Genomic DNA, 13,909 nt, shown 5'->3' on the forward strand with positions numbered 1-13,909 from the left:
AGTCAATCATTTGCACAACATCAGTGGGAGCCGGTCAGGTCAGGCCGTCCTCCGCGATCCGCAGCAGCAGCGCGTGCAGCGTCTCGCGCTCGGACGGGTCCAGGGGACCCAGGAGTTCGCCGGTCACGCGCAGGCCGGCCTCGTCGGTGTCGCGCAGGAAGGCGCGCCCGGCCCCGGTCAGGACGACGATCCGGCTGCGGCGGTCGTCGGGGGAGGGGCGGCGCTCGGCGAAGCCCAGCTTCTCCAGGTCGTCGACCAGGCCGACGATCGCGCTCGGGTCGTAGCCGAGCCGGCTGCTCAACTCCCTCTGCAAAGCACCCTCGGTGGTGGCGAGGAAGCGCAGCACCGCGTAATGGCGCAGGCGCAGGCCCGACTCCTGCAGGCAGGCGTTGAAGAGCTGCCCCGAGCGCAGGCCCAGGCGGTACAGCAGATAGCCCGTGTCGGCGTGCAGCCCTCGCATCCAGGGCTCGTCCGCGTCGATGGGCTTCGGGGTGGCGTTCTGGCGTGTGATGGCGGGCTCCCTGTGCTCGGTGCGTCCCGGAGATTCCAGCATCCCGCACCCGTGGATCACAACAACTATTGACGTCAACAATTATTGCTTTTAGCTTCGATCTCGTGAGCCGACCCCTGGGCTCGCACCGAACCCCCGTGTGAAGGGATCCCCCGTGCCCCGCATCGATCTCTCCGGCAAGGCCGCCGTCGTCACCGGCGGCGGCCGGGGCCTCGGCCTCGCCTACGCCCGTGCCCTGGCCGCCCACGGCGCGTCCGTCGTCGTCAACGACATCGACGAGGCCGTGGCGGCGGCGGCCGTGAAGTCCCTCCGGGAGGCCGGCGGCAGGGCCGTCGCCGAGGTCGTCCCGGTCGGCACCGCCGAAGCCGCCGAGCGGCTGGTGGGCCGCGCCGTCGAGGAGTTCGGCCGGCTGGACGTCCTGGTCACCAACGCGGGCATCCTGCGCGACAAGGTGCTGTGGAAGATGTCCGACGAGGACTTCGACGCGGTGCTCACCACCCACCTCAGGGGCACCTTCACCTGCGCCCGGGCCGCCGCCGTCCGGATGCGCGAGCAGGGCGGGGGCGGCACCCTGATCCTGGTCGGCTCCCCGGCGGGCCAGCGCGGCAACTTCGGCCAGACGAACTACGCCGCCGCCAAGGCCGGCATCGCGGCGATGGCCCGCACCTGGTCGATGGAGCTGGGCCGGGCGGGCATCACCGTCAACGCGATCGTGCCGGTCGCGGCGACCGCGATGACCGAGACGATCCCGGCCTTCGCCCCGTACGTCGAGGCCCTGCGCGCCGGTGAGCCGCTGCCGGACGTCCTGCGCAAGGGCGAGGGCTTCGGCACCCCCGAGGACTGCGCGGCCCTCGTGCCCTTCCTCGCCTCCGAGGCCGCGCGCGGCGTCACCGGTCAATGCATCGGCATCGGCGGCGACAAGGTGGCACTCTGGTCGCATCCGCAGGAGATCCGGGCGGCCTACGCCGACGGCGGCTGGACCCCTGACGCCCTCGCGGACGCCTGGCCCACCTCGGTCGGCGCCGAGCTCCAGCCGGTCGGCATCCCGGCGCCGAAGCTCCCGGAGGCGTGATGGAACCCTCCCTGAAGGTCGAGGACCTGGTCGCGATCGACGTCCACACCCACGCCGAGGTCTCCGCCAGGGGCCACTCCTCCCTCGACGACGACCTGCACGCCGCCTCCTCGGCCTACTTCAAGGTCGAGGGCAAGCGGAAGCCCACGCTGGAGGAGACCGCCGCCTACTACCGCGAGCGGAGGATGGCCGCGGTGATTTTCACGGTGGACGCGGAGTCCGCGACCGGCACCCCGCCCGTCCCCAACGAGGAGGTCGCCGAGGCGGCCGCCGCCAACCCGGACGTCCTCATCCCCTTCGCCTCCGTCGACCCCTTCCGGGGCAGGGCGGGGGTGCGGCAGGCCCGCCGCCTGGTCGAGGAGTACGGGGTGAAGGGCTTCAAGTTCCACCCCAGCATCCAGGGGTTCTTCCCCGACGACCGCGCGGTGGCGTACGGCCTGTACGAGGTGATCGAGGAGACCGGCGCGATCGCCCTGTTCCACACCGGGCAGACGGGCATCGGCGCCGGCGTCCCCGGCGGGGGCGGGATCAGGCTGAAGTACTCCAACCCGCTCCACGTGGACGACGTGGCGGCCGACTTCCCGCACCTGAAGATCATCCTGGCGCACCCGTCCTTCCCCTGGCAGGACGAGGCCCTGGCCGTCGCCACGCACAAGCCGGGCGTGCACATCGACCTGTCCGGCTGGTCGCCGAAGTACTTCCCGCCGCAGCTCGTGCAGTACGCCAACACCCTGCTGAAGGACAAGGTCCTCTTCGGCTCCGACTTCCCCGTCCTCACCCCCGACCGCTGGCTCGCCGACTTCGACAAGCTGACCATCAAGGAGGAGGTCCGGCCGAAGATCCTCAAGGAGAACGCCGCCCGCCTGCTCGGGCTGGCCGCACCGCAAGGGGCGTGACATGCGCAACGAGGGACTGGGGTCGTGGCCCGCCCGCCGGGCCCGCAAGACCCCGCACCGCACCGCCCTGGTCCACGGCGGCCACGCCGTCGACTACGGCACGCTGCACACCCGCACCACGCGTCTGGCCCACGCCCTGCGCGCCCGGGGCGTGCGCCGCGGCGACCGCATCGCCTACCTGGGCCCGAACCACCCCTCCTACCTGGAGACCCTGTTCGCGGCCGGCACCCTCGGCGCGGTCTTCGTCCCGCTCAACATCCGCCTCACCGGACCGGAGATCGCCTACCAGCTCACCGACTCCGGAGCGAAGGCCCTCGTGTACGGCCCCTCCCACGCCGGCCTGGTCGCGGGCCTGCCCGGCAGCACCGATGTCCGTCTCTACCTGGAGACCGGCCCGGAGTACGAGGCGGCCCTCGCCGAGGCGTCCGGGGAGCCGGTCGACGAACCGGTCGGTGCCGACGACACCTGCATCATCATGTACACCTCGGGCACGACCGGCCGCCCCAAGGGCGCCATGCTCACCCACGGCAACCTCACCTGGAACGCGCTGAACGTCCTCGTCGACACCGACCTGACCGCCGACGAACGCGCCCTGGTCTGCGCCCCGTTGTTCCACACGGCCGGGCTGAACATGCTGACCCTGCCGGTCCTGCTCAAGGGCGGCGCCTGCGTCCTGGTCGAGGCCTTCGACCCGGACGCCGCCTTCGACCTGGTCGCACGGCACCGGATCACCTTCATGTTCGGCGTGCCGACCATGTTCGACCGGATGGCCCGGCACCCGCGCTGGCCGGACGCCGACCTGTCCTCGCTGCGCCTCCTCACCTGCGGCGGCTCCCCGGTCCCCACCCCGCTGATCGCCGCCTACCAGGAGCGCGGACTGACCTTCCTGCAGGGCTACGGCATGACCGAGGCCGCCCCCGGCACGCTCTTCCTGGACGCCGAGCACGCCGTGAGCAAGGCGGGGTCGGCGGGCGTGCCGCACTTCTTCAGCGACGTGCGCGTCGTACGGCCGGACCTGACACCGGTCGACGTCGGCGAGGTCGGGGAGGTCGTGGTGCGGGGGCCGCACGTGATGCCCGGCTACTGGGGGCTGCCCGAGGAGACGGCCGCGTCCTTCGCCGACGGCTGGTTCCGCAGCGGCGACGCCGCCCGGGTCGACGAGGACGGCTACGTCCACATCGTCGACCGCCTCAAGGACATGATCATCTCCGGTGGCGAGAACGTCTACCCCGCCGAGATCGAGGACCGGATCCTCGCCCACCCCGACGTCGCCGAGTGCGCGGTGATCGGCGTGCCCGACGCCACGTGGGGCGAGGTGCCGCGCGCGGTCGTGGTGGCCCGCGAGGGCGCCGTCCTCGACCCCGGCGAGGTGCTCGCCTCCCTCGCCGGGCGCCTCGCCAAGTACAAGATCCCGAAGTCGGTGGTCCTCGCGGACGCACTCCCGCGCACCGCCTCCGGGAAACTCCTCAAGTCCCGCGTCCGTACCCGCTACGGCAACCCGTAAGGAACCGCATGACCATCACCGTCAACGGCCTCGGCGAACTGAGGAAGCTCGCCGGCGGCGACCTCGGCAGCAGCGAGTGGATCGAGGTCACGCAGGAGCGCGTCGACACCTTCGCCGACGCCACGGGCGACCACCAGTGGATCCACGTGGACCCCGGGCGGGCGAAGGAGGGCCCCTTCGGCGCCCCCATCGCGCACGGCTACCTCACGCTCTCCCTGTTCATCCCGCTCTTCACCGAGCTGCTGGACGTCCGAGGCGTGACGACGAAGGTCAACTACGGTCTCGACAAGGTGCGTTTCCCGTCCCCCGTGAAGGTGGGCTCCCGCATCCGGCTGACCGCACGGCTCGACGAGGTCGAGGACGTGCCGGGCGGCGCGCAGATCACCGTGGCGGGCACCATCGAGATCGAGGGCGCCGCCAAGCCGGCGGCGGTGCTGCGGAGCCTGTCGCGGTTCTACGCCTGAGGCCGGACGGGCACCAGGTCCAGCAGACGTTCCGAGGCCGCCCGGGCGAGGGGCGAGAGCCGTTCGTGCACGGTCCGGAACGTCTTCTCGGCCTGCTCCGCCGGCCAGTCGTCCGGCAGGTGCTTCACCGGCAGGCGCGGGTCCCGCCGGACGATCCGCAGCCACTCCGTCTGCAGGCGCAGGCGCAGCACGAGCGCGTCGTCGGCGTCCGGCAGGTCGTCCTCCCAGGGCTGCCAGCGCCGCACGAAGCCCGCGTAGCGCGCGGCCAGGTCGGACAGCTCCCAGGTCTCCTCGATCATCTGCCCGATGTCCATGCCGGCGTCCGCCTGCGCCCGGAACACCTTCACGTGGGCGGACAGACCGAGTTCGGCCACCAGGGCCGACACGTCGATCTCGCCCGGGGCGATCCACAGGCCGTTGAACAGCGGGCCGAAGCCGCTCCAGGTGAGCCGGGAGCGCAGGTCGTGGCGCTGGCGCTGCCAGGACTCGGGCAGCGAGAAGCCGAGCAGGGTCCAGGTGCCGTCCCAGTGCCGGTTGACGGCACCGGTCCGCCAGATGCGCTGCTCGCCGTCGCGCAGCACCGCCTCCGCGCGGCCGGTCAGCCCGAAGTACATGCGGCGCCCCTCACGCTGGCGGCGCAGCAGGTCGCGGCCGGCCATGCGGGTCAGCGTGGAGCGGGTGGCCTGCTCGCCGATGCCGGCGCGGGCGAACACGTCGATGACGCTGCCCGAGTACACGCACACGTCACGGCCGAGCACCTGGTCGCCCAGGAACGTCAGCATCAGGGACTGGGGCCGCAGCGACTCTTCACCGGTCACGCGGCCCACCGTACCTCCGCCCGATCAGTCCGTGACCTGCCGGTACGCGGCGGGGGAGCCGGCCACGCCGACGAAGACGGGGTGCGACCGGAACCAGGTGTCCGCCCACGGGCCGCCGTCCCCGGGCGGGTGCGGCACCGGCCCGTGCGGGTCGACCGCGGCACCGAGGCAGCCGGTGCCGTGCCGGTTGCCGTCGCTGCCGCGCAGCCGGATGCGGAACGACTCCGCGCCCGCGCTCAGCGGGTCGCGCAGCGTCCAGGTGCCCGTGCGGCCGGAGACGTCGACCGACCGGACGCCCCCGGTGTCCGGGGCCTTCCAGGTGTCACGATCGGCGACCGGGCCGCGCACCGCGCCCCGGATGACGTCGACGTGCGCCAACTCGGGCAGGACGCCGTGCGGGGTGGGCCGCGAGGCGGTCGTCACGCTGAGGTGCGGCGTCAGCCGGTCACCTGGGCGCACCCGCAGCCGGCCGCCCGGCGGATGGTGGCGCACGCGCCTCGTCCGGGCCGTGGTCGTGCCAGGTGCACAGGGGTGTTCCGGTGCGGACGGGAAGCGGAGGGGGTCAGAGAACGCGCAGCGTCCAGCTCCAGCGGTGGACACCGGCCGGGACGAGATAGGAGGCGAAGGTGTCGGGCCCGCACGAGGCGGTGCCCAGCCCGCGGTGCGCCGCGTCGATGTGCACCACGCACCCCGCCCGCGGCACCAGTTCGTCATGGTGCGCCACGGCCGTGAGGTCCGCCGCGCGGTGCCGGGTCACCGAGACCTGCCTGGGCCGGTCCAGCCGCACCGCGAGGCCCGTGGCGTCCGGCGCGGACAGCGTGAACCGCCGCACACCGTGCCGTCCGCCGCTCTCCTGCGGGCGCAGGTACGGCGTGAACAGCTCGTCCACCGGCAGCGCGTGGTGACCGACGGGCGCGCCCGCGGCCCGGTCCGGATACGACTCCCAGGGGCCCTGCCCGAACCACTCCCACAGGGTGAGCCCCGCGACCGTCTCGAACACCGTGCCGACCCGGGCCACGTCGTGCAGGGTCCCGGGCAGCTCGGCGCACTCCTCGACGAGCAGCCCGTCCTCGACGGCCGTGAACACCTGCTCGTGCCGGACGGTCCCGCCCGCGCAGTGGTGGTCGGCGACCACCGTCACCCGGCCCGGTTCACGCCGTACGGCCACGACCTCACGGGTGGGCCGGTCGAGGCCCCACGCGCGCCAGCGGTCCGCCATGCCGCCCAGTTCGTCGTTGTCGGTGGGCGCCCGCCACAGCGACAGCGCCGGCGCGGCCGTCAGCAGCGGATGGACCAGCAGCCCGTCGTCGCCGACGTCGACCGTGTGCCGCGCGACGCGGGCGCGTGGCGCCGGGGACGCCGCCCGCAGCCGCACCCGGGGCAGGCACACGACCGTGCCGCGCGGCGCCCAGGGCTCGTCGCTGGCCGTCGTGACGCGCAGCGTCAGCCACGCCTCGCCGCCGTCCTCGGGCAGCGTGAACGGCAGCGGCACCGCGGCCGTCTCGCCGGGCCGCAGGTCGGGCAGGTCGGCGGGGGCCGTCAGGGTGCCGCCGTCGGCGAGGGACAGCTCCCACTCGCCGGCCAGCCAGTCCAGGCCCCGGAAGTGCTGGTGGTTGCTCAGGACGACGCCCTCGTGCCGGAAGCACGCGATGCGCACCGGCGCGGCGATCTCCCGGTGCTCGAACAGCACCGGCTTGGGGGTGCGGTCGGGGAAGACGACCCCGTCGGCGATGAAGGCGCCGTCGTGGTCCGTCTCGCCGAAGTCGCCGCCGTACGCCCAGCGGTGCCCGGGCGCGGCGACACCGTTGCCGTAGAGCCCGGCTCCCCCGCGCCCGGCTGGTCTGCCGTCGCTCACACGCTGCAGGATGCCGTGGTCCCAGAACTCCCAGATGAATCCGCCCTGAAGACCCGGGGTGGCCTCGATGGCCGCCCAATGGTCCGCCAGCGTGCCGTTGCTGTTGCCCATGGCGTGCGAGTACTCGCACTGGATGAGCGGCTTGGTCTGGGTCCCCGACTCGGCGTGCGCGACGCACTCCTCCAGTGGCGCGTACATCGGGCAGGCGATGTCGGAGGCCACGCCGGGATCGGCCCAGCCGAGCCGGGCGGCGCCCTCGTACTGCACCGGACGGGTCGGGTCGTGCCGGCGCACCCAGCCGGCGGCCGCGTCGTGGTTGGCACCGTAGTCGGACTCGTTGCCCAGCGACCAGACGATGACGCACGGGTGGTTCTTGTCGCGCAGCACCATCCGCGCGACCCGGTCGACGAAGGCGGCCAGGTAGCGCGGGTCGTCGGCGAGTTCGTGCGCGTGGTCGTGGGACTCGATGTCGGCCTCGTCGACCACGTAGAAGCCGAGCTCGTCGGCGAGGTCGTACAGGGCCGGGTCGTTCGGGTAGTGCGCGGTGCGGATCGCGTTGAAGCCGAACCGCTTCAGCAGGACGAGGTCGGCGCGCAGGTCCGCGGGCGTCACCGCCCGGCCGGTCAGCGGATGGAAGTCGTGCCGGTTGACGCCCCGGATGAAGACGCGTTCGCCGTTGACCAGCAGGTCGCGGCCGACGATCTCGACGTCGCGGAAGCCGACGCGGTGCCGGGAGGTGTCGGCGACCGTGCCGTCGGCGCGGTGCAGGCGGACGGTCAGGCCGTACAGCTCGGGCGTCTCGGCGTTCCAGGCGCGCACGTCCGGCACGACGGTGCGCAGCCGTGCCTCGCCGAGGAAGGCGGAGACCCGCTCGTCCTCGGCGTTGGCCCGGTCGAACTCCGCGTCCTGCGTGAGCGGGTGCCCGTCCAGTTCCCCGCTGACGTACCAGCCCCGCGGCAGCGCCCCGCCCGCGTCCCGCACCCGGCAGTCCACCCGCAGGTCCCCGTCGCGGCGGGCCCGCACGGTCACGTCCGCCAGCCGCAGCGGGTCGGTCGCGTACAGCAGCACCGAGCGGGTGATCCCGCCGTGCCACCACTGGTCCTGGTCCTCCAGGTGCGACGCGTCGGACCACTTGACGACGGTCAGGCGCAGGACGGCCCGCTCACCGGGGCGCACCACGTCCGTCAGGTCGAACTCGGCGGCCAGGTGGGAGTCCTTGGAGATCCCGACGGGCCGCCCGTCCACGTGCACCAGCAGCACGCTCTCGGCGGCGCCGACCTGGAGCACGATCCGCTGCCCGGCCCACCCGGCCGGCACGTCGACGTCACGCTCGTACACCCCGGTCGGGTTCGCGGCCGGCACGCCGGGCGGGAACTCGGGGAACGGCATACGGACGTTGAGGTAGTGCGGGAGGTCGCCGGTGCCCTGCAGCGTCCACACCCCCGGCACGTACGCCGACGACCAGGACCGCCCGGGCGGGGCGTCCGGCGCGGGCAGCAGCTGGAAGCGCCAGTCCCCGTCGAGGACCACGGCCGCGGAGCGCCGGTCCACGGCGTTCATCGGCAGCCGCCCCCAGGAGGTCACCTCGGGTGCCTCCCAGGGGCGCAGGGCGAGCAGGGGATCGCTCGTCATCCGCGGACGGCTCCCTTCGCCAGGTCGCCGATGATCTGCCGGGCACCGATCGCGAACACGATCAGCAGGGGGATCAGGGCGAGCAGCGCGCCGGTCATCACCATGCCGTAGTCGGTCGTGCCGTGCGTGCCGTTGAGCTGGGACAGCGCCACCTGGAGCGTGACGTTGCCGGGGTCGGTGAGGGCGATCAACGGCCAGGCGTAGTCGTTCCACTGGCCCATGAAGGTGAAGATGCCGAGGAACGCCAGCCCCGGGCGGACCACGGGCAGGGCCACGTGCCAGTACTGGCGCAGGAAGCCGGCCCCGTCCAGCCGGGAGGCGTCGATCAGTTCGTCGTGGATGGCGCTCTTCATGTACTGGCGCATCCAGAAGATGCCGAACGCGTTGGCCGCCGCCGGCACGATCAGCGACGTCATCGACCCGATCCAGCCCAGCTTCGCCATGATCACGAACTGCGGGATGGCCTGGAGCTGCATCGGCACCATGAAGATGAGCATCAGCAGCGCGAACAGCGCCCGCTTGCCGGGGAAGTCGAACTTGGCGAAGACGAAGGCCGCGAGGGAGTCGAAGAACAGCACCAGCACCGTCACGGTGACCGCGACGAGCAGGGAGTTGAACATCGAGCCGAAGAAGTCGACGGTGTCGAAGAGGCTGCGGACGTTCTCCGTGAAGTGCGAGCCCGGCAGCAGCTTCGGCGGGTAGGAGAAGATCTCGGTCGACGTGTGCGTCGACATGACGACGGCCCAGTAGAAGGGGAAGGCCGACAGCAGCAGGCCGAGGACGAGGACCGCGTGCAGTGCGATGCCCCGGCCGCGGGAGCCCTTGATGGATGCCATGGTGACCGTGCCTCCCTAGTCTTCGCCCCGGCGCCGCACCAGGCGCCAGTTGATGATCGAGAAGAGGACGACGACGAGGAAGATGCCCCAGGCCACGGCGGCGCCGTAGCCGAAGTCGTTGTTGTCGAACGTCTGCTGGAAGAAGTAGAGGACCATCGTCCGGCCGGCGTGGTCGGGGCCGCCCGAGAACGTGGACTCGTTCGCCGTGGTCTGCAGCAGCACCTGCGGTTCGGCGAAGCTCTGCAGCCCGGTGACCGTCGAGACGACCAGCACGAACAGCAGGGTCGGCCGCAGCAGCGGCAGCGTGACCCGGAAGAAGGTCTGCACCGGCCCCGCGCCGTCGATCCGCGCCGCCTCGTACATCTCGCCCGGGATCGTCTGCAGTCCGGCGAGGAAGATGATCGCGTTGTAGCCGGTCCACTGCCAGGTCATCAGCGTCGCGATGGCGACCTTGATGCCCCACGGCGTGTTCAGCCACGCCACCTGGTCCAGGCCCACCGCCTGCAACAGGGCGTTCACGAGTCCGAAGTTGGTGGAGAACACCGAGCCGAAGACGATCGCGACGGCGACGATCGAGGTGACGTTGGGCAGGAAGTAGGCGAACCGGTAGACGTTCTTGAAGCGGACCGCCGAGTTGAGCATCACGGCCGTCACCATCGCCAGGAAGATCATGGGGAAGGTGGCCAGCGCCCAGATGATCAGGGTGTTCCCGATGGAGCTCCAGAAGTCGGTGTCGCCGAGCAGATAGCGGAACTGCGCCAGGCCGGCCCACTCCATCGCGCCCAGGCCGTCCCAGCGGTGGAAGGACAGATAGAGCGAGAAGCCGACGGGGACCAGGCCGAAGCAGAGGAAGAGCAGGTAGAACGGGGAGATCGCGGCGTAGAGCCGCCAGTGGCTCGCCACGCTCCTGCGGCGGTGGACCGCCGGTGTCCCGGTCGCGACCGCCGGGGGCTTGCCGACCGTGGGTGCGGTGGTCATCAGTACGTCACCCCCAGGTGGTCCGCGATGCGCCGGCACTTGCCCATGGCGTCCTTCCAGGCCTTGTCCGGGTCCTTGCCGAGGACGCCGACGTTCTTGATCTCGTCGCGGACCGGCTGCCCGAGCGCGATGTCGTAGGGGCTGTTGTAGGCCACCGGGATCCTTTCGGCCGCCGGGCCGTAGACGTCCATGGTGATCTGGCCGCCGAAGAACGGGTCGGGCTCGCGCAGCTTGCTCATCGCGTACGAGGCCGGGGTCGACGGGAAGAGCCCGGCGTCGACGAAGCCTTGCGCCTGGTTGTCCGCGTCGAGCATCCAGGTGATGATCTCGAAGGCCCGCTCGGGCTCCCGGCACGCCTTGGTGATCGCCAGGAAGGAGCCGCCGACGTTGGACGGGCCGCCCGGGCACTCGGCCACCCGCCATCGGCCCTTGGTCTTCGGCAGGCCGAGCTTGAGGTCGCCGGCGGCCCAGGAGGCGTTGAGCTGGCTGGGCAGCAGTCCCCGCTCGGCGGCGGAGTTCCAGTCCGGGGTGCCGCTGACGATGTCCGACACCAGACCGCGCCGTCCGGCCTCCACGGCCCGGTCCCAGCAGGCGCGGACGTGCCGGCCGTCGCCGATGAAGTGCCGGTCCTGATCGACGAACCGGGTGGTGCCCTGCCCGAGCGACATCTCGAAGACGCTGCCGACGTCGGTGAGCAGGAACGCCCCGGGCACCCGCTTGCGCAGCCGCTCGCCGGCGGCGAAGAACTTCTCCCAGGTGTCCAGCTCGCGGGAGACGTCGGCCGGCTCGTGGGGCAGCCCGGCCTTCTCGAACACGGCCGGCTGGTAGTAGTGCACGACCGGGCCGACGTCGATGGGGAAGCCGACCAGCGAGCCGTCGTCCGCGACGCCCTGCTGCCACTTCCAGTCCAGGTACCGGCTCTTGAGCTTCTCGGCGCCCAGCGTCCGCAGGTCGACGAACTGGTCGGCGTTCGGCAGGTAGGAGGCCATGTCCTCGCCCTTGAGCCCGGCGATGTCGGGGATGTGGGCCCGGCCGGCCAGGGTGGTGATCAGCTTGGACCGGTAGTAGCCGCCGATCTGCTGGGCCTTGAGGTCGACGTCCTTGCCGTAGCGCGCCTTGGCCTCCTCGACGACGGTGTCGCTGAGACCGCCGCTCCAGTACCACAGGACCATGTTCCGGCCGGTCGAACCGGCCGGGACGGCGCAGCCGGTCGCCAGGCCGCCCAGTGCCGTGGCGGCCGTCGTGGCCAGGCCCGCGCGCAGCAGGCCTCTTCGTGAGAGCCGCACAGCTCCCACCGCCTTTCGGATCTGTTCGTGATGTCGCTCGTCAGGGGGCACGTGGGGGGCGTGGGGGAGGGGGTCAGGGCCGCGGTGCCGGAGGGGTGACCGGTGCGTGCCGGACCGGTGGCCCCGGGTCGTCGGGGAGCCGGTCCGCGAGGAAGCCGTACGCCCGCTTCAGTTCGGGGTCCGTCAGCGCGCCGAACCAGCGGTGGACGCCGTACCAGCCCGGGGCGGCGAGCGCCCCGCCGTGGTGCCGCACCGAGAGCCCGGCGGCGAGCACCGCGAACCGCAGCCGCTCCTCCAGCGGCCAGCCGCCGAGCGAGGCCGCGACGAAGCTCGCGCCGAAGACGTCGCCGGCACCGGTCGCGTCCAGGGCGTCGACGTCGAGGGCGGGGACCTCGGCGTACTCCCCGGTGATCTGGTCGACGGCGAGCGCGCCGTCCCGGCCCCGGGTCACGACCGCCACCGGCACCAGTTCGCAGAGGGCGCCGAGCGCCGCGAGCGCGCTGTCGGTACGGGTGTAGGCCATCGCCTCGGCCTCGTTGGGGAGGAAGGCGTGGCACAGGGCGAGCTGGTCCAGCAGGTCCGTGGACCACTGCCGGGTGGGATCCCAGCCGACGTCGGCGTAGACCCGGGTGCCGTTCGCCGCGGCCTTGGCCAGCCACCCGCGCGGTTCGGCCTCCAGGTGGACCAGGGCGGTGCGTGCCGGGGGCGGGTCGCCCATCAGCGCGTCCTGGGAGAACGGCGGCTCCGAGCCGTGGGTGAGCAGGGCCCGGTCGTGTCCGTACGCGACGGAGACGGTGACCGGGGTGGGCCAGCCGTGCGCCGTGCGGGAGAGCGAGAGGTCGACGTGCTCCTGGGCGCCGAGGACGTCCCGGCAGTACGCGCCGTAGAAGTCGTCGCCGAACACGGTGGCCAGCGAGGTGCGCAGGCCGAAGCGGGCGGCGGCCACCGCGAGGTTCGCGATGCCGCCCGGGCCGCAGCCCATGCCCCCGGTCCAGATCTCCTCGCCGGGTGCCGGCGGCCCGTCCAGGCCCGTGAGCACGAGGTCGTAGAAGAGCAGCCCGGTCAGCAGCACATCGGGCCGGTCGTCGTCCACGGATGCGTCCTCTCGCTCGGGCTTCGACGGAGATCGTCAAAACTCGTCATTTCTGTGAGCGGAATCGTGCGCCGCGCGGCGAGATTGGTCAATACCCGAGCACAAATAAGCATGGCCATGATTGAAGATGACGAGTAATGTGCACGGCGTGCTGGCAGAACGACGACATCAACTCATCCTGCGGGCCCTGCGCTCAGGCGGCCCCGCGGCTGTGACCGACCTCTCCGAGCAGCTGGGCGTGAGCCCGGCCACCATCAGGCGTGACCTGGTGAAACTGGAGGAGGACGGCCTGCTGACGCGGGTCCACGGCGGCGCCGTGGTCGAGGAGGGCGACCAGCCCTTCGCCGAGGTCGCCGAGGTGCGCGTCCCGGAGAAGGACGCCATAGCGGAACGCGCCGCCGCCATGATCGACGACGGTCAGTCGGTGCTGCTGGACATCGGCACGACCGCCTACCGCCTGGCCCGGCAGCTGCACGGCCGCCGGCTCACCGTGATCACCAGCAACCTGGTCGTCTACGAGGAGCTCGCCGACGACGAGGGCATCGAGCTGGTCCTGCTCGGCGGCATGGTGCGCCGCGAGTACCGCTCCCTGGTCGGCTTCCTCACCGAGGACAACCTGCGCCAGCTGCACGCCGACTGGCTCTTCCTCGGCACCAGCGGCGTGCGGCCCGGCGGGCAGGTCATGGACACCACGGTCGTCGAGGTGCCGGTCAAGCGCGCCATGATCAAGGCCGGTGAGAGGGTGGTCCTCCTCGCCGACGCGGCGAAGTTCCCCGGGCACGGCATGGCGAAGGTGTGCGGTCCCGAGGACCTGGACGTGGTGGTGACGAACGCGCCGCCCGACCCGGCCACGCGGGCCTCCCTGGAGGAGGCGGGCGTCGAGGTCGTCGTGACGGGAAGGACGCAGTCGTGAACGCTTCCCCGGGGCCGACGGCCCGGACCGCGCGACGGCGCGGCGCACCGC

The 13,909-nt window shown here is 72.2% G+C and carries 12 protein-coding genes and 1 pseudogene; 5 read left to right on the forward strand and 8 right to left on the reverse strand.

The window, feature by feature from the left end; genetic code table 11:
* Positions 1-34: 34 nt before the first annotated feature.
* Positions 35-553, reverse strand: a complete 519-nt coding sequence (locus ACPXCS_RS00615) for a MarR family winged helix-turn-helix transcriptional regulator (protein ID WP_425945888.1) — start codon at positions 551-553, stop codon at positions 35-37.
* A gap of 112 nt (positions 554-665) precedes the next feature.
* Here ACPXCS_RS00615 and ACPXCS_RS00620 point away from each other — a divergent pair, with 112 nt between their 5' ends.
* Genes ACPXCS_RS00620 through ACPXCS_RS00635 form a run of 4 tightly spaced genes read left to right on the forward strand, consistent with a single transcriptional unit; the run spans position 666 to position 4,447 of the window.
* Entirely contained in the window at positions 666-1,583 is a 918-nt protein-coding gene (locus ACPXCS_RS00620; protein ID WP_425945889.1) for an SDR family NAD(P)-dependent oxidoreductase, read from the forward strand.
* Positions 1,583-2,479, forward strand: coding sequence for an amidohydrolase family protein (locus tag ACPXCS_RS00625; RefSeq protein WP_425945890.1), 897 nt, complete (start codon positions 1,583-1,585; stop codon positions 2,477-2,479). The genes ACPXCS_RS00620 and ACPXCS_RS00625 overlap by 1 nt, the downstream gene beginning before the upstream one ends.
* Before the next feature lies 1 nt (position 2,480).
* The gene (locus ACPXCS_RS00630) at positions 2,481-3,983 is read left to right on the forward strand and encodes an acyl-CoA synthetase (RefSeq protein WP_425945891.1); all 1,503 of its coding nucleotides are present in this window, start codon (positions 2,481-2,483) and stop codon (positions 3,981-3,983) included.
* 8 nt (positions 3,984-3,991) lie between these two features.
* Positions 3,992-4,447, forward strand: coding sequence for a MaoC family dehydratase (locus ACPXCS_RS00635; protein ID WP_425945892.1), 456 nt, complete (start codon positions 3,992-3,994; stop codon positions 4,445-4,447).
* On the opposite strand, the gene ACPXCS_RS00640 is transcribed toward ACPXCS_RS00635, so the two are convergent.
* The 7 genes and pseudogenes from ACPXCS_RS00640 to ACPXCS_RS00670 all read right to left on the reverse strand — a co-directional run bounded on the left by ACPXCS_RS00640 (position 4,438) and on the right by ACPXCS_RS00670 (position 12,945).
* Positions 4,438-5,265 carry a PaaX family transcriptional regulator C-terminal domain-containing protein gene (locus tag ACPXCS_RS00640; protein WP_425945893.1) on the reverse strand — a complete coding sequence of 276 codons (828 nt, stop codon included), beginning with the start codon at positions 5,263-5,265 and terminating at the stop codon, positions 4,438-4,440. The genes ACPXCS_RS00635 and ACPXCS_RS00640 overlap by 10 nt on opposite strands.
* A gap of 24 nt (positions 5,266-5,289) precedes the next feature.
* Positions 5,290-5,739, reverse strand: a pseudogene (locus ACPXCS_RS00645) (histidinol-phosphatase); the annotation flags it as partial.
* Between the two features lie 88 nt (positions 5,740-5,827).
* Entirely contained in the window at positions 5,828-8,752 is a 2,925-nt protein-coding gene (locus ACPXCS_RS00650; protein WP_425945894.1) for a glycoside hydrolase family 2 TIM barrel-domain containing protein, read from the reverse strand.
* Complete coding sequence (locus ACPXCS_RS00655) at positions 8,749-9,588, reverse strand: carbohydrate ABC transporter permease (RefSeq protein ID WP_425945895.1); 840 nt, start codon at positions 9,586-9,588, stop codon at positions 8,749-8,751. The genes ACPXCS_RS00650 and ACPXCS_RS00655 overlap by 4 nt, the downstream gene beginning before the upstream one ends.
* A 15-nt stretch (positions 9,589-9,603) precedes the next feature.
* Complete coding sequence (locus ACPXCS_RS00660; RefSeq protein ID WP_425945896.1) at positions 9,604-10,566, reverse strand: carbohydrate ABC transporter permease; 963 nt, start codon at positions 10,564-10,566, stop codon at positions 9,604-9,606.
* Positions 10,566-11,852, reverse strand: a complete 1,287-nt coding sequence (locus ACPXCS_RS00665; protein WP_425945897.1) for an extracellular solute-binding protein — start codon at positions 11,850-11,852, stop codon at positions 10,566-10,568. Before ACPXCS_RS00665 ends, ACPXCS_RS00660 begins: the two co-directional genes overlap by 1 nt.
* A gap of 73 nt (positions 11,853-11,925) precedes the next feature.
* Positions 11,926-12,945, reverse strand: coding sequence for a carbohydrate kinase family protein (locus tag ACPXCS_RS00670; protein ID WP_425945898.1), 1,020 nt, complete (start codon positions 12,943-12,945; stop codon positions 11,926-11,928).
* Between the two features lie 148 nt (positions 12,946-13,093).
* Between ACPXCS_RS00670 and ACPXCS_RS00675 the strand changes: the two genes are divergently transcribed.
* Positions 13,094-13,858, forward strand: coding sequence for a DeoR/GlpR family DNA-binding transcription regulator (locus tag ACPXCS_RS00675; RefSeq protein ID WP_425945899.1), 765 nt, complete (start codon positions 13,094-13,096; stop codon positions 13,856-13,858).
* Positions 13,859-13,909 lie beyond the last annotated feature (51 nt).

Origin of the sequence: Streptomyces sp. DT190 (genome assembly GCF_049846985.1) — a bacterium.
GTDB lineage: Bacteria > Actinomycetota > Actinomycetes > Streptomycetales > Streptomycetaceae > Streptomyces.

What these genes read in the sequence shown, in the direction of transcription:
- ACPXCS_RS00615 (WP_425945888.1), bottom strand. Translation starts at nt 553, where the DNA reads ATGCTGGAATCTCCGGGACGCACCGAGCACAGGGAGCCCGCCATCACA.
- ACPXCS_RS00625 (WP_425945890.1), top strand. Translation starts at nt 1,583, where the DNA reads ATGGAACCCTCCCTGAAGGTCGAGGACCTGGTCGCGATCGACGTCCAC.
- ACPXCS_RS00630 (WP_425945891.1), top strand. Translation starts at nt 2,481, where the DNA reads ATGCGCAACGAGGGACTGGGGTCGTGGCCCGCCCGCCGGGCCCGCAAG.
- ACPXCS_RS00635 (WP_425945892.1), top strand. Translation starts at nt 3,992, where the DNA reads ATGACCATCACCGTCAACGGCCTCGGCGAACTGAGGAAGCTCGCCGGC.
- ACPXCS_RS00650 (WP_425945894.1), bottom strand. Translation starts at nt 8,752, where the DNA reads ATGACGAGCGATCCCCTGCTCGCCCTGCGCCCCTGGGAGGCACCCGAG.
- ACPXCS_RS00655 (WP_425945895.1), bottom strand. Translation starts at nt 9,588, where the DNA reads ATGGCATCCATCAAGGGCTCCCGCGGCCGGGGCATCGCACTGCACGCG.
- ACPXCS_RS00660 (WP_425945896.1), bottom strand. Translation starts at nt 10,566, where the DNA reads ATGACCACCGCACCCACGGTCGGCAAGCCCCCGGCGGTCGCGACCGGG.